General features: G+C 67.8%; 17 protein-coding genes. All 17 read right to left on the reverse strand.

Annotated elements, in window-relative coordinates; all coding sequences use genetic code 11:
• Window positions 1–66: 66 nt before the first annotated feature.
• Window positions 67–2,316 carry a methyl-accepting chemotaxis protein gene (locus ACZK13_RS09625; RefSeq protein ID WP_125895426.1) on the reverse strand — a complete coding sequence of 750 codons (2,250 nt, stop codon included), beginning with the start codon at window positions 2,314–2,316 and terminating at the stop codon, window positions 67–69.
• Between the two features lie 351 nt (window positions 2,317–2,667).
• On the reverse strand, window positions 2,668–4,656 hold the full coding sequence (locus tag ACZK13_RS09630; protein WP_032129224.1) for a chemotaxis protein CheA: 1,989 nt from the start codon (window positions 4,654–4,656) through the stop codon (window positions 2,668–2,670).
• Between the two features lie 45 nt (window positions 4,657–4,701).
• Window positions 4,702–5,067, reverse strand: a complete 366-nt coding sequence (locus ACZK13_RS09635) for a response regulator (RefSeq protein WP_005409521.1) — start codon at window positions 5,065–5,067, stop codon at window positions 4,702–4,704.
• Window positions 5,064–5,372 (reverse strand): STAS domain-containing protein, encoded by a 309-nt coding sequence (locus ACZK13_RS09640; protein WP_014037092.1) that lies wholly within the window; start codon window positions 5,370–5,372, stop codon window positions 5,064–5,066. The genes ACZK13_RS09635 and ACZK13_RS09640 overlap by 4 nt, the downstream gene beginning before the upstream one ends.
• Window positions 5,373–5,657: 285 nt before the next feature.
• Entirely contained in the window at window positions 5,658–6,860 is a 1,203-nt protein-coding gene (locus tag ACZK13_RS09645; protein WP_478482489.1) for a chemotaxis protein CheW, read from the reverse strand.
• Window positions 6,857–7,639, reverse strand: coding sequence for a ParA family protein (locus ACZK13_RS09650; RefSeq protein WP_005413243.1), 783 nt, complete (start codon window positions 7,637–7,639; stop codon window positions 6,857–6,859). Before ACZK13_RS09650 ends, ACZK13_RS09645 begins: the two co-directional genes overlap by 4 nt.
• A 4-nt stretch (window positions 7,640–7,643) precedes the next feature.
• Entirely contained in the window at window positions 7,644–8,660 is a 1,017-nt protein-coding gene (gene motD / locus ACZK13_RS09655) for a flagellar motor protein MotD (protein ID WP_032129222.1), read from the reverse strand.
• 1 nt (window position 8,661) lies between these two features.
• The gene (locus tag ACZK13_RS09660; RefSeq protein ID WP_253143083.1) at window positions 8,662–9,402 is read right to left on the reverse strand and encodes a flagellar motor protein; all 741 of its coding nucleotides are present in this window, start codon (window positions 9,400–9,402) and stop codon (window positions 8,662–8,664) included.
• 101 nt (window positions 9,403–9,503) lie between these two features.
• Window positions 9,504–11,336, reverse strand: a complete 1,833-nt coding sequence (locus tag ACZK13_RS09665) for a chemotaxis protein CheA (RefSeq protein WP_253143084.1) — start codon at window positions 11,334–11,336, stop codon at window positions 9,504–9,506.
• A 2-nt stretch (window positions 11,337–11,338) separates the two neighbouring features.
• The gene (locus ACZK13_RS09670; protein ID WP_006442968.1) at window positions 11,339–11,944 is read right to left on the reverse strand and encodes a protein phosphatase CheZ; all 606 of its coding nucleotides are present in this window, start codon (window positions 11,942–11,944) and stop codon (window positions 11,339–11,341) included.
• Complete coding sequence (gene cheY / locus ACZK13_RS09675) at window positions 11,944–12,336, reverse strand: chemotaxis response regulator CheY (protein ID WP_006365466.1); 393 nt, start codon at window positions 12,334–12,336, stop codon at window positions 11,944–11,946. Before cheY ends, ACZK13_RS09670 begins: the two co-directional genes overlap by 1 nt.
• Before the next feature lie 57 nt (window positions 12,337–12,393).
• Window positions 12,394–13,137 (reverse strand): RNA polymerase sigma factor FliA, encoded by a 744-nt coding sequence (locus tag ACZK13_RS09680; RefSeq protein WP_049401180.1) that lies wholly within the window; start codon window positions 13,135–13,137, stop codon window positions 12,394–12,396.
• Window positions 13,134–14,021: a MinD/ParA family ATP-binding protein gene (locus tag ACZK13_RS09685; RefSeq protein ID WP_049401182.1), complete on the reverse strand. Its 888-nt coding sequence runs from the start codon at window positions 14,019–14,021 to the stop codon at window positions 13,134–13,136. The genes ACZK13_RS09680 and ACZK13_RS09685 overlap by 4 nt, the downstream gene beginning before the upstream one ends.
• Entirely contained in the window at window positions 14,008–15,630 is a 1,623-nt protein-coding gene (gene flhF, locus ACZK13_RS09690) for a flagellar biosynthesis GTPase FlhF (RefSeq protein ID WP_201119052.1), read from the reverse strand. The genes ACZK13_RS09685 and flhF overlap by 14 nt, the downstream gene beginning before the upstream one ends.
• 145 nt (window positions 15,631–15,775) lie before the next feature.
• On the reverse strand, window positions 15,776–17,836 hold the full coding sequence (flhA, locus tag ACZK13_RS09695; RefSeq protein WP_153855598.1) for a flagellar biosynthesis protein FlhA: 2,061 nt from the start codon (window positions 17,834–17,836) through the stop codon (window positions 15,776–15,778).
• A gap of 44 nt (window positions 17,837–17,880) precedes the next feature.
• Window positions 17,881–19,011 (reverse strand): flagellar biosynthesis protein FlhB, encoded by a 1,131-nt coding sequence (flhB, locus tag ACZK13_RS09700; protein WP_107432403.1) that lies wholly within the window; start codon window positions 19,009–19,011, stop codon window positions 17,881–17,883.
• Between the two features lie 118 nt (window positions 19,012–19,129).
• Window positions 19,130–21,262, reverse strand: a complete 2,133-nt coding sequence (locus ACZK13_RS09705) for a putative bifunctional diguanylate cyclase/phosphodiesterase (protein WP_121503205.1) — start codon at window positions 21,260–21,262, stop codon at window positions 19,130–19,132.
• Between the last annotated feature and the right edge of the window lie 83 nt (window positions 21,263–21,345).

Raw genomic sequence — 21,345 nt, forward strand, 5'->3', positions numbered from 1 at the left:
CATCACTTTCCATGCGTCAGGGGTCGGATCCCTTTCCCGAAGGAAAGGGATCCGACCCCGGGTACATCAGAACTCCTGCCAGTCGCCGTCTGCGGCCAGCGCCGGCTGGGCCGTCGCCGTGCGCAGCGTACGCGCCGGGACCGGCTTTGCGGCCGGTGCGGCGGCTGCGACCTGGCGCGGCACCGGTGCCGCCAGCGGGCGTGCCGGGATGGCCGTCGTGCCCTGTGATGCCAGCCGGAAGCGGGCCACGGCTTCACCCAGCTGCACGGCCTGGTCTTCCATTGCACGTGCGGCAGCGGTGGCTTCTTCCACCAGCGCGGCGTTCTGCTGGGTGGTCTCGTCCATCTGCACCACGGTCTGGTTGACCTGCTCGATGCCGGCCGATTGTTCCTGCGAAGCCGCAGAGATCTCGGCCATGATGTCGGTCACGCGCTGCACCGAGGCGACGATCTCGCCCATGGTGCTGCCGGCCTGGTGCACCAGGCTGGAGCCTTCGGCGACCTTGCCGACCGAATCATCGATCAGGCCCTTGATCTCCTTGGCGGCCGCAGCCGAGCGCTGGGCGAGGGTACGCACTTCGCTGGCGACCACGGCGAAGCCACGGCCCTGTTCGCCGGCACGTGCGGCTTCCACTGCGGCGTTCAGCGCCAGGATGTTGGTCTGGAAGGCGATGCCGTCGATGACCGAGATGATCTCGGCGATCTTCTTCGACGAGGCTTCGATGGCCGACATGGTGGTGACCACCTGGCCGACCACTTCACCGCCCTGCGAGGCGACGCCATGTGCGCCGATGGCGAGCTGATTGGCCTGGCGGGCGTGCTCGGCGTTCTGGCGCACGGTGGAGGTCAGCTCCTCCATCGACGCGGCGGTTTCTTCCAGATTGGCGGCCTGCTGCTCGGTGCGGCGCGACAGATCGCTGTTGCCCGACGCGATCTCGCCAGCGGCGAGGGTGATGCTGGACGCGCTGGCCTGGATCTGGCCGACGATCTGCGTCAGCTGCGCGACGGTGGTGTTGGCGTCGTCACGCATGCGTGCGAACACGCCGTTGAACTGGCCGTCCATGCGCGCGGTCAGGTCGCCGGCGGCGATCGACTGCAGCAGCTGCGAGAGCTGGCCGAGGTTGCCGTCGGCGACCTGCATCATGCTGTTGAGCTGCTCGATCATCACGCGGAAATCGTGATCGAAACGCTGCGCATCACCGCGCTGGCTGAAGTCGCCGGCTGCGGCGGCCGAGGCCAGCTGCTGGATCTGCGTGTTGATGGCCAGCAGGCTGGCCTTGGCCGCATCCATCGACTCGTGCAGGATCGCGCGGCTGCCGGGCAGGCGGCGTGCGTCCGGGGTGAGGTTGCCGGTGGCGTACTGGTTGAGCACGTCGATGGCATCGCGGATCGCGTCGAGATGTTCGAAGATGACCGTGTTGATGCCGCTGGCCAGCTGCCCGTAGACGCCCGGGAAGTCTTCCGGAATGCGATGGCTGATGTCCGGACCGGCGTGCATCTGCGCCATCAGCTGGGTCTGCTCGGAGAAGCGGCGCAGCATCGCGGTCATTTCGGTGGTGGCGGCCAGCATCTTGCCGGCTTCGTCCTTGCTGGTGGCCTGGGTGCTGACGCTGAGATCGCCACGGGCAACGGCCTGGATCGCGTGCACGGCCTTGCCGAGCGGGCCGGTGACGGCGCGCGAGATGACCGTTGCCAGCGCGGCTGCCACCAGCGACAGCAGCACGATGCAGCCGATGATGGCGATCATGCTGGCGCGGTGGGTGGCATTTGCATCGGCGATCTTGGCATCCATCAGGCCGGCGATATGGGTGCCGAGGGTCTTCATCGCAGCGAACAGGTCACGGCGGGCCGGGCGCGACTGTTCGTCGGAGATCTGCCGTGCCAAGGTGCCGTCGCCTGCCGCGACGGCTTCGCGCATGGCCTTGTTGGCAGCGAAGTAGCGGTCCAGCTGTACGTTGGCCGCAGCGTACAGCTCGCGCTCCTTGGCCAGGGCTGGCAGTGCCGAGTAGGCGGCCAGTTCGTCATGTACGGCCTTGGCGGTGTCGTCCATGCGCTTGTAGTAGTCGGCCACCTTGTCAGGCTGGTCGAGCATGCTCAACAGAGCCAGCTCGTAGGTGCGGAACTCGCCGAGTTGCGAGCGCGCCTCGCCGAGATGCTGCACCGAGGGAATATCGTTGCTGGCCATCTCGCCCAGTTGCTTGTTGGCCTCGTTGAGCCGCAGCAGTGCGAATGCGCCGAGGACGAGGGTCATCAAGGTGGTGAGGGTGAACCCCACGGCCAGCTTGCGGGCGATGGGCAGATCGTGGAACCACTTCATGCAGGGTGCTCCAGGTGGGCAGGGCGCCGGCGTCGTTGCGTCGGCTGGGGGGGGTGCAGAGCGAACGGTGGTGCCCGGTGGGGGTTCGGTGACGGCCGTCAAAGCGAAATAGCGGCGCAGTTCGGATGGACTTTATGGACGCAGATCACATTCGGTTGCGTAGGGATGACGTCGCGAAAGTGGTGCCATGACAGGGCTTTCGCTTGAACGGCAAGGTTGCACCCGAAACCTTCGTGCAGACGGAGTTCACGGTATGCCTGGCGAAGCGAGCGCGGTCAGATCGTGGCCGTGCGCGCAAACGAAAACCGCCGCCCCGAAGGGCGGCGGCTCAGTGCACGCATTCAACGTGGATCAGGCGGCCTGCGGCATCCGCAGCGAACGCACCAGACCGCCGATGTCGACGATCAGGGCCACGCGGCCATCGCCAAGGATGGTGGCACCGGATACCCCGCCGATGCGGCGGTAGTTGTTCTCGATGTTCTTCACCACCACCTGCTGCTGACCGACCAGCTCGTCCACTTCCAGCGCAATCTTCTGGCCATCACCTTCAACCACCACCACCAGCGATTCGCTGCCCGGTGCGCGGTTGCCGTAGCCGTAGTACTCGCTCAGCGACAGGATCGGCAGATACTCGCCACGCACGCGCAGCACGCGGCCTTCGCCGGCCATGCTGCGGATGTCCTCGGCCTGCGGCTGCAGGGCCTCAAGCACATAAGCCAGCGGCAGGATCAGGGTTTCACCGGCCACCGCCACGGTCATGCCGTCGAGGATGGCCAGGGTCAGCGGCAGGCGGATCAGCGTGCGGGTGCCAGCGCCGAGGCTGCTTTCGATCTGGACCTCGCCCCCCAGCGCCTGGATGTTGCGGCGGACCACGTCCATGCCAACGCCACGGCCGGACAGGTCGGTGACTGCATCGGCGGTGGAGAAACCCGGCTGGAAAATCAGGTCCCAGACCTGCGAATCGGTCGGGTTGTCCGGCACCGCCAGGCCGCGTTCGGTGGCCTTGGCCAGGATCTTGGCGCGGTCCAGGCCGCGGCCGTCGTCGCTGACTTCGATGACGATATGGCCGCCCTGATGCGAGGCTGCCAGGGTGATCGTGCCGGTCTCGTCCTTGCCCGCACCGCGACGCACGTCGGGCATTTCCAGACCGTGGTCGATCGAGTTGCGCACCAGGTGCACCAGCGGATCGGCGATCTTTTCGATCAGGCCCTTGTCCAGTTCGGTGCCTTCGCCGACGGTGCGCAGGCGGACCTGCTTGCCGAGACGGCTGGACAGGTCGCGGACCAGGCGCGGGAAGCGGCGGAACACCGCATCGACCGGCAGCATGCGCACGCCGATCACCGCTTCCTGCAGATCGCGGGTGTTGCGTTCAAGCTGGTCCAGGCCGGCGAACAGGCTCTCGGCGTGGACCGGGTCCAGCGCGTGCGAGACCTGCTTGAGCATGGCCTGGGTGATGACCAGTTCGCCGACCAGGTTGATCAGCGCATCGACCTTGTCGACGCTGACCCGGATCGAGGTTTCGGCTTCCTGGCCGCCAGCGCTGCTGGCAGCGGCGGCGGGTGCCGCCGGTACAACGGCAGCCGGTGTGGAAGGGGCGGGTGTGGCAGGTGCCTCGGTGGCGAGGCTCGGCGGCGCAGCCGGACGGATGTCCAGTTCGCAGTCGTCCAGCACCCAGGCGAAGGTGTCTTCAATCTTGCTGCGCGGCACCTTGCCAACAAGTCCCAGGTCCCACGCCAGGTGGGCCTCGAGCGGGTCGAGCTGGGCGAAGCCGGGCAGGCGTTCCATGCGCGCGGCGACCTGCAGCGAACCCAGGTGCTCAAGTTCGCGGATGATGCGCAGCGGGTCGTTGCCGCTCATGAACAGCGATGGCGCCGGGGTGAAGCCGATCTGCCAGGCTTCCGGCGTATCGTCCACCTTGGCTGCGGCGGCCGCGGGGGCGCTCGCTGCGGCCTCGCCGGAAAGAACCGCCTCCAGGCGCGCCTTCACCGCAGCAACTGCGGCGGGATCGGCGGCCTGGCCGTGTTCGGCTTCGCGCAGCAGGGCGCGCAGCACGTCCACCGAGGACAGCATGGCGTCGACGGCGTGGCCTTCCAGCGCCCGCTTGCCGGCACGCAGCTCATCGAGCAGCGTTTCCAGCACATGGGTCAGGCCGGCGATCGCATCGAAGCCGAAGGTGCCGGCGCCGCCCTTGATCGAGTGGGCGGCGCGGAACACCGAATTGATGATCTCCGCGTCCTGCTGCCCCGATTCCAGGGCCAGCAGGCCAGCCTCCATCGCGTCGAGGCCTTCGCGGCTCTCCTCGAAGAAGGTGGCGTGGAAGCGTTGCAGGTCCATGCTCATGGCAGTGGTGGTCCGGAAGCGAAGAAGGGGAGCGGTGGCGGGCGATCAGCCCAGCACTTTCTGCACGGTGGCGACCAGCTGTTCCGGATTGAACGGCTTGACCAGCCAGCCGGTGGCACCGGCGGCCTTGCCTTCGGACTTCTTGTCGGCGGCCGATTCGGTGGTCAGCATCAGCAGCGGCGTGAACTTGTAGTCCGGCAGCTGGCGCAGTTCGCGGATCAGCGCGATGCCGTCCATGTTCGGCATGTTGACGTCGGTGACCACCGCATTGAAGCGCTGGCCCTTGGCGCGACCGAGCGCGACCGCGCCGTCTTCAGCTTCTTCGACGGCAAAACCGGCCGAGGTGAGGGCGAAGGACACCATCTGGCGCATTGACGCCGAATCGTCCACCACCAAGATACGTGCGCTCATGCAGCGTTCTCCACAGATTTCAGGTTGTCATGGGTTACGTCCAGGCCCAGGGCCTGGGTGACGCCCAGCAGGCGCGCGGCGTCACGGAAGGTTGCAGTGCAACCGTGGAAGCCGGTGCCGAGGCCTGCCTCGCGGCGGGCCTGCACGAACGCACACAGCACCTGCACGGCGGCCGTGTGGATGCGGGCGACCTGGCTGGCATCCAGGGTCAGCTCGCCTGCCTGCGCCACCAGCGGGGCGAGGCGGTTCTTGAGCTCGGTGGTGCTCTCGATGCCGAGATCCCCACCCAGTTCGACAGTGCTCATCGTTGCTCCGGACAAACGGTTCCGTGATCCATAACGGCACCCCGGCGGGGTTCTTTAGGGGAATCGACGCGGTGCGTCGATGCGGTCGCTGTTGAAAAGGGGACGGAGGGGATTAAGTCGCAACTGGCTCGGCGCTTTGCGCCGATGCGGTGCCTGTCGGGGACGCAAGGCGTTGATCCGTTGGATCAATACCTTACGTCCCCACTGCGTGGTCGCGGTTGCTGAGGGTGGCTGCGGGAGCGCCTGGTCGATTGCGACTTAATCCCCTCCGTCCCCTTTTTTCGTTCAACTCAACAACCGGGTGGCATCCAGCAGGATCATCGGGCGCTGGCTGACCCTGGCGACGCCACGGAACAGGTCGTTGGAGATCTGGCAGATGCGCGCGGTATCGGGTGGCTCGATCTGCGAATCGGTGAGGTTGGCGACATCTTCCACTGCCGACACGCGCAGGCCGATGGTCTCGCCGTCTTCCTCCAGCACCACGATGCGGGTCTGTGAGTCGTCTTCGGCGGCCGCGGCGCCCAGGTGCAGGCCGAGGTCCATCACCGGTACCACCTGGCCACGCAGGTTCATGATGCCCAGCATGGCCGGCGCAGTGCCGCGCAACGGCAGCAGCGGCACCGGCAGCACCACTTCCTGCACTTTCAGCAGTTCCAGTGCATAGGCCTGGGTGCCGCAGCGCAGGCGCAGCCAGCGCGAGGTGCGCTCGCCGGCGCGTCGGTTCTGCGGATGCGGGCTGCTGGCGGGCCGATGTGCCTGTGCCTGCAGCTCCTGCCAGCTGCTCGGGCGGTTGCCTGCTGGCGCGTCCACGGCCACGCGCGGTGGCGGCGCGGCATCGGTGCGTGCAACTGGAGCGGGTGCTGCGACCACGGCCGCTGGTGGCGCAGGAACGTCCTCGCCGCCCGCAGCGGCCTCGAACGCGGCCTCCAGGCCGGGGCTGTCGGTGTGGGCGAGTCGATGGCTGTCGGCCGGATCGGTCTCGTAGATCACTTCGTCCGGCAGGTCGTCCCATGTAGGTTCCGGGCCGGACTTGGCGGTGGCGGGAGCAGGGGCTGTCTCGTGGATCACCTCGTCAGGCGGGTCATCCCAGGTCGGTTCGCGCTCGGGGGCGGCGACAGGCATTGCGGCGGCCTCGAAGGCGGCCTCCAGTGCTGCGTCGTCCTCTGCCGCGGCAGCAGCAACAGTCTCCGTTTCGTAGATCACTTCGGCGGGCAGATCGTCCCAGGTGGGTTCGCGCTCAGCCGTTGCGGCCGCGTCGAAGGCGGCTTCGAGTGCGGCGTTGTCGACGGCAGGCGCAGCGGCGACGGTCTCGGTTTCGTAGATCACCTCGGCCGGCAGGTCATCCCAGGTCGGCTCGCGTTCGCCGTCGGCTGCAATTGCTGGGCACGCTTCGTCGCTCGCCGGCGGCGGTGCAGCCGGTGGTGCCACGGCGATCGCTTCGCCCAGCAGTTCGTCCAGGTAGTCGTCCAGTACACCGGTGCTGTTCATGCGGCCTGCTCCAGGGCACGGGCGTCCTCGCCGAGGATCCAGTTCAGCGCGCGGCGATAGGCGGCCAGGCCGCGGCCCGGGTAATCCTCACCAACGCTCGGCAGGGTCAGGCCGGCGGCGTTGCTGATGCGGGTGTCGATCGGAATCGCGTCTTCCCACACACGGGTGCCGTGACGATCCTGCATCGTGCGCAGCGACTCGTTGCCGGCGCGGGTGCGGCGATCGAACAGGGTCGGCAGGATCGAGATCGGCAACGGGCGGCGGCGCGAACGTTCGACCATCTCGCCGGTGCGGACCATGCCATCCAGGCCATGCAGGGCCAGCGGCTCGGCCTGGGTGGGGATGATCAGGCGATCGGCTGCGGCCAGCGCATTGATCATCAACAGGCCGAGGGTGGGCGCGCAGTCCAGCAGGATGTAGTCGTGCTGGCCCTGGTGGCGCGCAAGCGCATTCTGCAGCGCCAGGCCAAGGCCAGGCTGGTTGGCGCTGCGGCGTTCCAGCGTGGCCAGCGCGGACTGTGCGCAGACATAGTCCAGGCCATGGATGCTGCTGGCATGGCACAGGCTGGAAAGATCGGCGGGCGGGGCGCCGAACAGCTCCAGCACGCCAGCCGGCGGCGGGTCTACCGGTACGCCGAACGCGCGGCTGAGCGAGGCATGCGGATCGAGGTCGATCAGCAGCACGCGATGGCCAAGTGCGGCCAGTCCGCGGCCGAGGGCGAGGGTGGTGGTGGTCTTGCCGACTCCGCCCTTCTGGTTGGCGACTGCCCAGATGCGCATCGGATTACTCCTTCATTGCCGGGGGAACGGCGGCGCCGACGCGGCTGCCAGCCGGCACCGGCGGCAACTTCACCGGTGCGATGGGGGAGGTGGGGGCGGTAGCCGGAGTTGCCGCGGCTTGTTCGGTATCGGTGTTCCGGGTGGCGCCGGTGGCTGCGTTCAGGCGCTGGCCGAGTGGGTCCACCGAGTGCGAGGTGTCGGCCAGGATGATGACCATCACCCGGCGGTTGCGGTTGCGGCCCTGCGCGCTGTCGTTCTCTTCGCGCGGGCGGAACTGGCCGTAGCCGACCATCGCCAGCCGCGACGGCTGCACGCCCTGGTCGGCGAACAGGTGCACCACGCTGGCCGCGCGCCCGGCCGACAGTTCCCAGTTCGACGGGAAGGTGGCGGTGGCGATCGGTACGTTGTCGGTGTGGCCTTCCACGCGCACGCTGTTGGGTACGTCGCGCAGGACCTCGGCCAGGCTGGCCAGGGTCTGCCGCGCATGCACGTCCAGCGCCGCCGAGCCGGTGGGGAACAGGATGTCGCTGTTGATCTCGACTTCGATCCACAGCTCGGTGCGGCGCACGCTGATCATGCCGCGGTCGATCAGCGGCGCCAGTGCGGCGGTCAGGCGGTCCGCGATGCTGTTGAGCTGGCGCTCGGCGCGCGCGATCTGCTCCTGGTTGTGCACCGAAACAGGCATACGCATCTGCGAGGCCATCGACGGCAGCAGGGTCGGGTCGTGCGACGGCGCAGGCGCCGAGGGCCCGATCTTGGTGCCGGACTTGATCACCGAGGGGCTGTCCCAGCCGCCACCCTGCACCTGCTTGTTGCCGACCTGTACCGGATTGATCGTGCGCGGCGCGCCCCCGAAGGCATCGGTCAGCGCGTCGGCCATGATCCGGTACTTGCCTTCGTTCACCGAGGAAATCGCGTACATGACCACGAAGAAGGCGAGCAGCAGCGTCATCAGGTCGGCATAGGGGATCGCCCATGCTTCGTGGTTGGCGTGCTCTTCGTGGTGCTTGCGGCGGGCCATGTCAGTGCAGGAAGCCGGAGAGGTTGGTTTCAATGTTGCGCGGGTTCTCGCCCTGGGCGATCGAGATCAGGCCTTCAATGACCATTTCGCGGTCGCGGGTGTTGTGCGAGATCACACTCTTGAGCTTGGCGGCCACCGGCAGGAACAGCAGGTTGGCCGAGGCGATACCGTAGATGGTGGCGGTGAACGCTGCGGCGATGCCGTGGCCGAGCTTGCTCGGGTCGGCCAGGTTCTTCATCACCGCGATCAGGCCAAGCACGGCACCAATGATGCCCAGCGTCGGTGCATAGATGCCCATCGCTTCGAAGACCTTGGCACCGGCCTGGTCCTGGTGTTCCTGGCTGCCCAGTTCGATTTCCAGCATGTGCCGCATCGATTCGGGTTCGACGCCGTCCACCAGCAGCTGCAGGCCCTTGCGCAGGAACGGGTCCTGCTGTGCTTCCACCTGCGATTCCAGGCCCAGCAGGCCCTGGCGGCGGGCGATGTTGCTCCACTCGACGATCTGCTGGATCAGTTCGCGGCGATCGCTGTGCGGCGGGCGCACGACCCAGCGCACGATCTTGAAGGCATGCTTGAACACCGCCGGCGAGGTGTGCAGCAGGATCGCGGCGACGGTGCCGATGATGACGATCACGAACGCCGCAGGCGACCACAACGACGCCAGGCCGGCGCCCTTGAGGATGCTGCCGCCGACCAGCGAGGCCAGGGCGAGAAAGAGTCCAATGAGGCTGAGTCTATCCATGGTTCCGGTATCGGCGTGTATGAATGGGACTTGAGACACCGGTAGATCGCGTACAGACGGTGGTCACAGTTTTCGGGGCGCCGGGCATGGCCCGGTGGGGTTCATCGCAGCCCGTCCACGTCCAGGATCAGCGCCATGCGACCATCGCCGATCAAGGTTGCACCGGCATAACCGCGCAGGCCGCGCAGCGCTTTCGGCAGCGGCTTGATGACCACTTCCTCACGCCCGCGTACCTGGTCCACGACCAGCCCGAAGCGCGCTTCGCCAGCCTGCAGCACCACGATGGTCAGCAGCGGCGAGGCTGCCGGCGTCACATCCAGCCACTGGCGCAGATCGACCAGCGGCAGCGTGTGCGAGCGGCGGTCGAGCACGGCACGGCCATCGAACCAGCCCAGCGAGGTGCGCGGCGCGTGCAGCACTTCCATCACGCGGGCCAGCGGCAGCGCATAGACGTCCTCGCCGGCCTGCACCAGCAGGGTCGGCAGGATCGCCAGGGTCAGCGGCACGCGGATCAGGAAGCGGCTGCCACGGCCCAGCTCCGACTGGATCTGGATCTGGCCGCTCAGTTCGCGGATGCGTGACTGCACCACGTCCATGCCGACGCCACGACCGGAGATGTCGGTGACCTGCTGCTTGGTCGAGAAGCCGGGCAGGAACACCAGGTGCAGGCACTCCTCGCTGCTCAGGCGCGCGGCGGCTTCCGGATCGATCAGGCCCTTCTCGCGCGCCTTGGCACGCAGCTTTTCCGGGTCGATGCCGGCGCCATCGTCCTGCACCTCGATGCTGACGTAGTCGCCTTCCTGCTGTGCGGACAGGCGCACATGGCCCATCCGTGGCTTGCCCTGTGCCTCGCGCAGGTCGGGCATTTCCACGCCATGGTCGATGGCGTTGCGGACCAGGTGCACCAGCGGGTCGGCCAGCGCTTCCACCAAGTTGCGGTCGAGCTCGGTCTCGGCGCCGATCAGTTCCAGGTCCACTTCCTTCTTCAGCGAGCGGGCGACGTCGCGGGCAACCTTGGGGAAGCGCGAGAACACCTTGCCCACCGGCTGCATGCGGGTGCGCATCACTGCCGACTGCAGGCGGGCGGTGGCGATATCCAGAGTGGACACGGCCCGGTCCAGCTCTTCATCGCGCAGGCGTGCACGCAGGGTCTTGAGCCGATTGCGTGACAGCACCAGTTCGCCGATCAGGTTGACGATCGCGTCCAGGCGCTTGGTGTCCACGCGCACGGTATGTTCGGCCTCGGCCAGCGGCTTGGCGGCCGGCTTCGCCACCGGTGCCGGTGCGGCGACCGGGCGCGGCGCTGCGATCGGTGCCGGTGCCACCACGGCCGCAGGCTTGGTGCCCGGTGCCGCGCCACCGTGCAGCTGGTCGAGCAGGGCTTCGAACTCGTCTTCGCTGATCAGTCCGTCGTCGGCCTTCTTCGCTGGCGCGACCGCGGTCGGCGCGTTGCCACCATGCAGCTGGTCGAGCAGAGCCTCGAATTCGTCGTCGGTGATCAGGTCGCTGCCACCCGCGGTGGGTGCTGCGGCGGCGGCGGGTGCAGCCACGGCACCGCTGTGCACGTCGAACTGTGCGATCAGGTCCGGCGGCGCATAGCCCGGCTCGGTGCCGGAGGAAACCGCGTCCAGCATCGATTGCAGGTAGTCCAGCGATTGCTGGGCCGCGTCGAAGTGGTGGGCCTGCAGCACGGCCTGGCCGGCACGTGCGGCGCCCAGCGCCTCTTCAGCGGCATGGCACAGCTCGACCATGGCGGTGACGCCGAGGAAGCCGGCGCCGCCCTTGAGCGTGTGGTAGCCGCGGAACACCGCGTTGAGCTGGTCGCTGTCCTGCGGTGCCTGCTCCAGCGACACCAGCTGTTCGCCGAGGCGATCCAGGATTTCCTGCGCCTCGATGATGAAATCGGCAGTGATGTCGTCGGATACCGCGCTCATGCTTACAGCCCCAGATCCGACAACAGGTCGTCGGCGTCGTTCTGCGAGACCGCGTGGCGGTCCAGTCCCTTCAGTGCCGGCCCGGCCAGTTCCGGGTCGGTGCGATGCTGTTCCGGCGGCAGGCCGAGCGCGCCGAAGCCTTCGTGCACGCGGCGGACGATGCCGACCACGCGACGGATGATCTGCCCGGTCAGGTCCTGGTAGCTCTGGGTCAGGGCGATCTCGGTCAGGTTGTGGCGGATGCGCTCGAGCTGCGCGTCCTGGCCCGGCTGCAGGCCTTCGGCGCGCAGCTGTTCGGTCAGGCTGCGGCATTCCTCGGCCAGGTCCAGGGTGCGGTGCGTGGCCTGTTCGGTCATCGCCACCACGTGGTCCAGTCGCGCGCAGGCGTCGTCCAGTTCGCCGGCTTCGCTCGGCACGGTCGGCAGTTCGCCCAGCGCCTGTCCCAGCTCGCGGGCCAGCCGCGAGAGGCCGCTCATCATCGGCTGCGTGCGCAGCGCGACCAGCCCGTCGATGCGCTGCCGCCAGGCGGCCTCGTCACCGGACTCGAGTGCGTCCAGGGCTTCCTGCAGGCGCAGGGCGAGGGCGTTCTTGTCGACCGTGGTATCCATCAGGCGCTGGCCGCCAGGCGTTCGAAGATCTTGCCGAGCTTCTCTTCCAGCGTCTGCGCGGTGAACGGCTTGATGATGTAGCCGTTCACGCCGCTCTGGGCGGCTTCGATGATCTGCTCGCGCTTGGCTTCTGCCGTGACCATCAGCACCGGCAGGGTCTTCAGCTTGGCATCGGCACGGATGGCCTTGAGCAGCTCGATGCCGGTCATTACCGGCATGTTCCAGTCGGTGACCACGAAATCGAACGGCTGGCTCTGCAGCAGCGACAGCGCGGCATGCCCGTCCTCGGCTTCGGCGGTATTGGTGAAGCCCAGATCGCCCAGCAGGTTCTTGACGATTCGACGCATGGTCGAGAAGTCGTCGACGATCAGGATGCGCATGTTCTTGTTCAAAGCAGAATTCCTTTGTTGTTCATTCCGGACGGCCGGGGGCAGCCGCCTCGGGGATGTTCATTCTTCGAGGCCTGCGTCGGCAGCCTCGAACAGCTTCAGCCGGCCGCGCAGGCGCAGTACCGCCTGGCCGTGGATCTGGCAGACCCGCGACTCGCTCACGCCGAGCACCGCGCCGATCTCCTTCAGGTTCAGTTCCTGCTCGTAGTACAGCGAGAGCACCAGTTGTTCGCGCTCGGGCAGGTGGCCGATGGCCTTGCCCAGCTCGCGACCGAACTCACCGCGCTCCAGTACCTGCTGCGGGGTCGGCCCGCCCTGGGCGACGGTGTCCAGCTCGCCCTGGTCCTCGATGCGCGATTCCAGGCTCAGCACCTGGCCACGTGCAGCGTCTTCCATCAGCCGCAGGTACTCAGGCAGCGGCATCTCCATCGCGGCGGCCACTTCAGTGGCGCTGGCGGCACGGCCACTGCTCTGTTCCAGGCGGCGGATGGTGGCGGCGGCATCACGTGCACGGCGGTGCACCGAGCGCGGGACCCAGTCACCACGGCGGATCTCGTCGATCATCGAACCACGGATGCGGATCGAGGCGTAGGTCTCGAAAGAAGCACCCTGGTCGGCGTCATAGCTGCGCGAGGCTTCGATCAGTCCCATCATGCCGGCCTGGATCAGGTCGTCGACCTCGACGCTGGCCGGCAGGCGCGCGGCCAGGTGGTGGGCGATGCGCCGCACCAGGTCCGAATGCTGGGCGATGACTTCGTTTGCCGCCGAGCGCTGCACTTCCCTGTACTGGGCTGCGCCTTTCATGCCGTCACCCCACGCTGCTTGAGGATGCGTTCGAGGAAGAACTCGACGCCGCCACGCGGTTCGGTCGGCGCCTGCCAGCGCGCGGTACGGCGCGCGATCTCGGTGATCGCCAGCGCCGCCGGGCTGGACGGATAGGCCTTCACCACCGGCTGCTGGCGCTGCACCGACAGGCGCAGCCAGTCATCCTGCGGCACGCAGCCCAGGTAGTTCAGCGAGACATCGGCAAGGAACTTCTCACAGACGCGGGTCAGCTTTTCGTACAGCACGCGGCCCTCGTTCGGGTCGCGCACCATGTTGGCCACCACCTGGATGCGGTCCACGCCGCGCTCGCGCGACAGCACCTTGATCAGTGCGTAGGCGTCGGTGATCGAGGCCGGCTCGTCACAGACCACCACCACGGTGTCCTGTGCGGCCTGGCAGAAGGTCAGCACGCCATCGGTGATGCCCGCGGCAGTGTCCACCACCATGATGTCCAGCTCGCGCTCCAGTTCGGAGAACACGTTGACCAGGCCAACGTGCTCGGCCGGGGCCAGCTCGGCCATGTGGCGGCGGCCGGATGCGGCCGGGACCACCAGCACGCCGTTCGGGCCTTCGACGATGACGTCATCCAGCGTGCAGCGGCCGGCGACCAGGTCGGCCAGCGTAAAGGTGGGGTTCAGGCCCAGGATCACGTCGATGTTGGCCAGGCCGAGGTCGGCGTCCAGCAGCAGCGTGCGCTTGCCCATTCCAGCCAGGGCCACGGCCAGGTTGGCCGACACATTCGTCTTGCCCACGCCGCCCTTGCCGCCAGTGACCGCAATGGTGCGCACAGGGCCGAGCGGCTCGCTGCGGGTGGCCGACAGCGGGAAGGTCTTGGTCAGCTTGGCGTACTCACGCGACGGCATGGTTCAACTCCGGGTTGCAGGGCATATCGGCCGCGCGGCGCAAATCTTCAAGGCGAAGTACAAGATTGGCTGCACTGGCCCGGTGCAGGTCCTCCGGGACGTCCTGGCCATCGGTCACCCAGGTGATCGGCAGGGCATGGTCCACGGCCACCGACAGGGCGTTGCCGAAGCGGCCGGTCTCGTCCAGCTTGCTCAGTACCAGGCCCTGCAGGTTGGCGGCGCCGAAGCGGCGGACCACCTCGTCCATGTCGCCGAAGCTGGTGTTGGCCGGCAGCACCAGCAGGGTGCGGACCTGGCGGGCGGCACGCAGCCACTGCAGCTGGGCGGCCAGGGCGCGGTCGCGCGGGCCCAGGCCGGCGGTGTCGATCAGCACCAGCTTGTAGTCCTTCAGGCGTTCCAGCAGCTGGTCCAGGTCGGTGCCGCTGTTGGCCTCGTGCACCGCGATGCCGAGCTGGCGGCCGTAGCCGTACAGCTGCTCGCGGGCACCGATGCGGGTGGTGTCGGTGGTGACCAGGGCCACGTCACGCGGCGCGTGCTTCTCGGCGAAGCGCGAGGCCAGCTTGGCGATGGTGGTGGTCTTGCCGGCGCCGGTCGGTCCGACCAGTGCGATCACACCACCTTCTTCCAGCGGGTCGACCGGGGCGATCGGCAGCTTGCGCGAAATCAGCCCCAGCATCAGGCCGCGGCCTCGATGGGCCTCGGTCTCCAGCGGGATCTGCATGGCCACGTCGCGGGCCAGGCCGGCATCGAAGCCATACTCGTCCATCAGGTCCAGCGCGGTGGCGCGCACCGGGCAGCCGCGCAGGCGCTCGTCGGTGAAGCGGTTCATCTCGCGCTCGATCACATGGCGCATGCCGGCCACTTCCTGGCGCAGCTGGCGGATCTCGGCGTCGTCCTGGGCCACCAGGGTCAGTGCCGGGGCTGGGGCCAGCACGGGGGCAGCGCCGGTTTCGTCGCTGGCTTCGACCGGTGCCGGTTCGCTGGCAACGATCCCGGGCTGCGCTTCGGTCACGGCAGCGGTCGGCAGCGGCGGCGGCTGCACGGCCGACGTCGCGCTTTCGTGATGCGTCTCGTGCGGCGGGTCGATCTGGAAGCGGGCGCGGTTGGCCGGTGCGGCGGTGCTGGGCGCCGGTGCGACGATGGCTTCGGCGAACGGAGCGAAGATCTGATCCGGCAGCGCCGGTTCGTTGACGGCGGCGCGTGCCAGGGTGGCGGCGAAGCCGGTGCTGCCGCGGGTCGGCACGATCTCGTCGGCGCTGTCCAGGGTGCGGCCGGTGGCGCCGACCGCAGCGCGGGCGAGGGCAGCCACGGCCGAGGTGGTTGCGGCGACCGGTTCCGGTGCCGGGGTATTGCTGCGGCGGCGGGTGACCGCGGCGATCACCGCGTCGGCGGCGGTGCGCGGCTTCGGCGCCGGCGGCGGAGCGATGTCACGACGCGAGGCTTCCAGTGCACGCTGCACGGCGCTCTCGTCGTAGTTGGCGGCGGCGACGATCTCGATGCCTTCCTCGATCCGGCGGTTGGACAGGATCACGGCGTCAGGACCATGTTCCTTGCGCACCAGGTTCATGGCCGAGCGCATGTCGGCGGCGACGAATCGTTTGATTTTCATGCTGTGGTCACGGGACGAAGACGGCGGGGTGGCGGTCGGAGAACTCGGGTGGTCGGTGGTCTGCACGGTGCGGGTTCCCCTTGGTATCTGTCTGTTGCGTTGGTTCGAAAGTGGTGTCTGTTTTCTGGCGCATCGGAGGGCGGCGTCAGCTGATCGTTCCGACCAGCTTCAGGCGCTTGTCCTCCGGCACCTCGCTGTAGGCCAGGACCGACAGCGACGGAACGCTGTGGCGGACCAGGCGGGCCAGCGCGGCACGCACCGGGCCAGGTACCAGCACGACCGCGGGCTCGTTGCGGGCTTCCTGCTTGCTGACACATTCGGCCAGGCTCTGGTGCAGTCGCTCAGCGAGTCCGGGTTCCAGCGCGGCGCCGTTGCCCTGCGTGGACTCCTGCAAGACACGTTCCAATTGTGGGTTGAGCGTGAACACCGGCAGCTCCGCCGACATTCCGGCGATCTCCTGCACGATGAAACGACCCAGCGCGGTGCGCACCGCGGCGGTCAGTACGGCCGGGTCCTGGCTGTTCGGAGCGTGTTCGACCAGTGCTTCGGCGATCTTGCGCAGCTGGCGGATTGGAATGCGCTCGACCAGCAGGTTCTGCAACACGCGCACCACCGCCGACAGCGGCAGCGCCTTCGGCGTCAGATCTTCGACGAGCTTGGGCGCGCTCTTGGCCAGGTTGGCCAGCAGGTGCTGCACTTCCTCGTGGCCGAGCAGCTCGGGCGCGTGTTCGCGGATCAGGTGCGACAGATGGGTGGCGACCACGGTGGCCGGATCGACCACGGTGTAGCCCAGCGTTTCGGCCTGGGCACGCTGGTGCGGTTGGATCCAGGTCGCGTCCAGGCCGAACGCGGGGTCCTTGCCGGCGATGCCTTCCAGCGCGCCGAGCGCGCTGCCCGGGTCCAGTGCCAGCTCGCGGTCCGGATGGATCTCGGCGGTGGCCACCGGTACGCCGTGCACCAGCACGCGGTAGCCGTTGGCCGGCAGTTCCAGGTTGTCGCGGATGTGCACCGACGGGATCAGGAAGCCGACGTCCTGGGTCAGCTTGCGCCGCACGCCCTTGATGCGTGCCATCAGTTCGCCGCCCTGGCTGCTGTCCACCAGCGGAATCAGCCGGTAGCCGACCTCCAGGCCCAGCGGATCGACCGGGCGCAGTTCGTCCCAGCTCAGTTCGGCAGTCGGAGCCGGCGCGGCCGGGCGGCCGAGTGCGTTGAGCGCGGCAGCGTCATTGCCTGCGGCTGCCGGATCGGTGGCCGCGGCCTTGCCCTTGCGGTAGACCTTCCAGGCGATGAAGCCGAGGATCGCGGACAGTGTCAGGAAAGCGACGTTGGGCATGCCCGGCACCAGGCCGACCACGCCGATGATGCCGGCGGTGATCGCCAGCGCACGGTACTGCCCGAACACCTGGCCGGTCATGGCCTGGGCCATGTCCTGCGAGCGCGAGGCGCGGGTGACCAGCATGGCCACGGCGCTGGAGACCAGCAGCGCCGGCAGCTGCGCCACCAGGCCATCACCAATCGACAGCAGGGTGTAGGTGGCAGCGGCATCGCCAAACGGCATGCCATGCTGCAGCACGCCTACGGCCAGGCCGCCGAGCATGTTGATGAACAGGATCAGGATGCCGGCAATGGCATCACCACGGATGAACTTGCTGGCACCATCCATCGCGCCGTAGAAATCGGCTTCCTCGCGGACTTCCTCGCGGCGCAGCTTGGCTTCTTCACGCGTCAGCAAACCGGCGTTGAGGTCGGCGTCGATCGCCATCTGCTTGCCGGGCATCGCGTCGAGGATGAAGCGCGCGGTCACTTCCGAGACGCGGCCGGCGCCCTTGGTGATGACCACGAAGTTGATGATGGTCAGGATCGCGAACACCACGATGCCCACTGCGTAGTTGCCGCCGATCACGAATTCGCCGAACGCGGCGATGACCTTGCCCGCGGCGTCGTGGCCGTTCTGGCCGTTCAGCAGGATGACGCGGGTGGAGGCGACGTTCAGCGCCAGCCGCAGCATGGTGGTGATCAGCAGCACGATCGGGAAGATCGTGAAATCCAGTGGGCGCTTCACGTAGACCACCGCCAGCAGCACCATCAGCGAGATGGCGATGTTGAAGGTGAACAGCGCATCGAGCACCGGCGCGGCCAGCGGGACCACGACCATGGCCAGCAGGGCCAGCACGATCAGCGGTGCGCCAAGGCCCTGGCGGATCATTTCCAGCGCGCGGCGGGTGTTGAAACCGGTGGAGGGCTGGGCGCTCACGGGCGGCCTCCCTTGCCGAATTCATCCACCTGGATGTGCGGGGCGTCCGGCATCGGGCCAGTGCGCCAGGCGCGCAGCTGGTAGACGTAGGACAGGACCTGGGCGACGGCCGAATACAGTCTCACGGGGATTTCCTTTCCGAGTTGGCCTTCCCGATACAAGGCGCGTGCCAAAGGCGGGGCGGAGACGATCGCCACCTTGTTGCCGTCGGCCACTTCACGGATGCGCAGGGCGGTCTCATCCACACCCAGGGCGACCACTTTGGGGGCGTTCATGGCGCCGCCCTCGTACTTAAGGGCCACCGCGTAGTGGGTGGGGTTGACTACCACCACGTCGGCAGTGGGCACCGCCTCCATCATCCGGCGGTTGGCCATCTGCTGTTGCAGCTGGCGGATGCGGCCCTTGACCTCCGGGCTGCCCTCGCTTTCCTTCATTTCCCGGCGCAGCTCTTCACGGGTCATCTTCAGCTTGCGCATCCAGTTCCAGCGCTGGTAGGGCGCATCGATGGCGGCCAGCACCAGCATGGCGCCGGCGGTGGCCAGCAGCAGGCGCAGGGTGAAGCCGAGCCCGTCGGTGATGGCGGTCTCCAGCGGGTGGTGAATCAGCCCGCGCAGGGTGTCGAAGCCGGTCCACACCACCAGCCCGGCGGCAACGCCGACAAAAGCCACGCGCAACAACGACTTGGTGAACTCGGCGATGGCTTCCGGGCCATACAGGCGCTTGAGCCCGCTCATCGGGTTCATGCGGTTGAAGTCGGGCATCATCGCCTTCTGCGACCAGCGCAGGCCGCCCATCACCAGCGGGGCGACGAAGCTGGCCAGCAGGCAGACCAGCACCAGCGGCGCGATCACCAGCATGAACTGCAGCAGCAGGTCGCCGAAGTGGCCGAACAGTTCCTTCGGGTTCTGCCGCAGGCTCTGCTCTGGGCTGAGTGCATGCTTCATCCAGGCGCTTGCACCACGGCCGATCGAGCCGCTCATGGCCATCACCGCCAGCACGCCGGCGCCGAACACGGCGGCCGTTCCGAGCTCGCGCGAGCGCGGCAGGTTGCCCTGTTCACGGGCGTCGCGCAGGCGTTTTTCGGTAGGTTGTTCGGTCTTTTCGCCGGCGGATTCGTTCTCGGACATCACGGGCACTGCGGCAGGGGATGCCGGGGTGCGTGCAAGAAGTGTTCCGTGATGGGTTCATGTGCCAACCAAGGTTGGCATCTACCAGAGCAAGTGCAGGTGGGAGCGCAGCCTGGATTTACCCCGGCGGGTGCTGCGTCGGCGGGCTCTGCGCCAGTTCCACCCGAGGCCGCGGCAGGTCATGCAGCTGCATGAAGCGCGCCGCATCCACCGGACGGCCGAGCAGGTAGCCCTGCAGGTAATCGCAGCCCAGCCGCTCCAGGTAGGCGCGCTGCGCGGCGGTCTCCACGCCCTCGGCGACGATGTCCATGTCCAGCGCGTGGCCCAGCGCCACGATCGCCGAGACGATCACCACGTCCTCGGCGCTGTGCTCCAGGTCGCGTACGAAGGCGTGGTCGATCTTGATTTCGGTGGCCGGCAACCGCTTCAGGTACAGCAGGCTGGAATAGCCGGTGCCGAAGTCATCGATGGAGATGCCCACGCCCAGTGCCGAGAGCGCCTGCAGCAGGCGCAGGCTGGTATCGGTATCGCGCATCACCGTGCTTTCGGTGATCTCCAGCACCAGGTGGCGTGGGGCAATGTCGTAGCGTTCGATCACTTCACGCACATCCTGCAGCAGGTGCGGCGAACTGAACTGCACCGGCGACAGGTTCACCGACATCGACCAGCCCTCGTGGCCGGCATCGTGCCAGCGGCGCAGCTGCTGGCAGGCCTGGTCCAGCGCCCAGCGCCCGATCTCATTGATCGCACCGCTGCGTTCGGCCAGCCGGATGAAGCGGTCCGGCGGGATCAGGCCATGCTCCGGATGGCGCCAGCGGATCAGCGCTTCGGCACCGGCCACCTTCTGCGTGGCTACCTGGATCTTCGGCTGGTAGTGCAGGAACAGCTGCTCGCTGCCGATGGCCCGGCGCAGGTCGGCCAGCAGCCGGAACTGTTGTTCGGCGCTGTCATTCATCCAGTCGGCGAACAGCACGAAGGCGTTGCGTCCGGATTCCTTGGCCTGGTACATCGCTGCATCGGCAAAGGCCATCAGCTGCCGCTCGCTGGCAGCGTGATCCGGACAGATCGCCACGCCGATGCTGGCGGTCACCTGCAGTTCGTTGTCGGCCAGCAACGGCCCGCTGCCGACCGCCTGCAGGATGCGCCGGGCCAGCGTCGGCAGGTCCTCGTCGTGCTCGATGCGCACCACCAGCACGAATTCGTCACCGCCCAGACGGGCCAGCATGTCGTTGGGCCGAAGCAGCTGGCGCGTGCGTTCGGCCACCGCAACCAACAGTGCATCGCCGGCCTGGTGGCCGTAGGCATCGTTGACCTGCTTGAAGCCATCCAGGTCCATGAACATCACCGCGAAGCGGCTGCCGCCCTGTTCGGCCTCGGCCAGCGCCTGCACGATCCGACGCTGCAGCAGCAGGCGGTTGGGCAGGCGGGTAAGCGGGTCGTGCAGTGCGGCCTGGGTCAGTTCCTGCTGTGCGTCGGTCAGTGAGGTACTCAACAGGGAATTGCGCAGGCGCAGCAGCTGCGCCTCCACCCGCTGGTCCAGCCAGGAGACCACCAGCACCACGGCCAGGATGGCGACGGTCAGCACCACCACCAGCATGGCCAGCCATTCGCTCTGCAGCCCATCGCCGACGGCTGCGCCGCAGATGCTGCCTTCCGGAAAGCGTGCGGCGGCCATGCCGGTGTAGTGCATGCCGACGATGGCCAACCCGAGCAGGCCGGCAGCCGCGAGCCGGTCGCCGACACGGGTGCGCTGCGCGCGCAGGCGGAACGCCACGTACAGCGCCGTCCACGAGGCGGCCACCGCCACCATCAGCGAAAAAAGCAGCCAGCCCGGGTCGTAGTCGATGCCCGGCTGCATGCGCATTGCGGCCATGCCAACGTAATGCATGCCGGCAATGCCGGTGCCCATCAGCAGCGCGCCACCGGCCAACCGCGGGTGGGGCAGGGTACGCAGCGAAACCAGCCATAGCGCGAACACCGATGAGGCGATCGCCAATGCGAGGGAAAGCAGGGTGATCGGCAGGTCGTAGCCGAGCGGAATGGGCAGATCGAAGGCGAGCATGCCGATGAAGTGCATCGACCAGATGCCCAGGCCCATGGCGAAGCCACCACCGAGGCGCCACCACCACGCCGCGCCCTTGCCGGGTGCAGTGACCGTGCGCCCGGCCATCGCCAGCGCGGTGTACGAAGCCATCACGGCCACCAGCAGCGAGATCGCCACCAGCCACGGGTTGTACGTGCCTACCAGCATTCGTCAGTCTCCCGGACCTGCCTGTCGACGGAAACCACGGTGGGGCATGCATGAGGCAGGCCGACGCACGGCGCCGGCCACGT

It is taken from the genome of Stenotrophomonas sp. 99219_Sma (assembly GCF_056480785.1).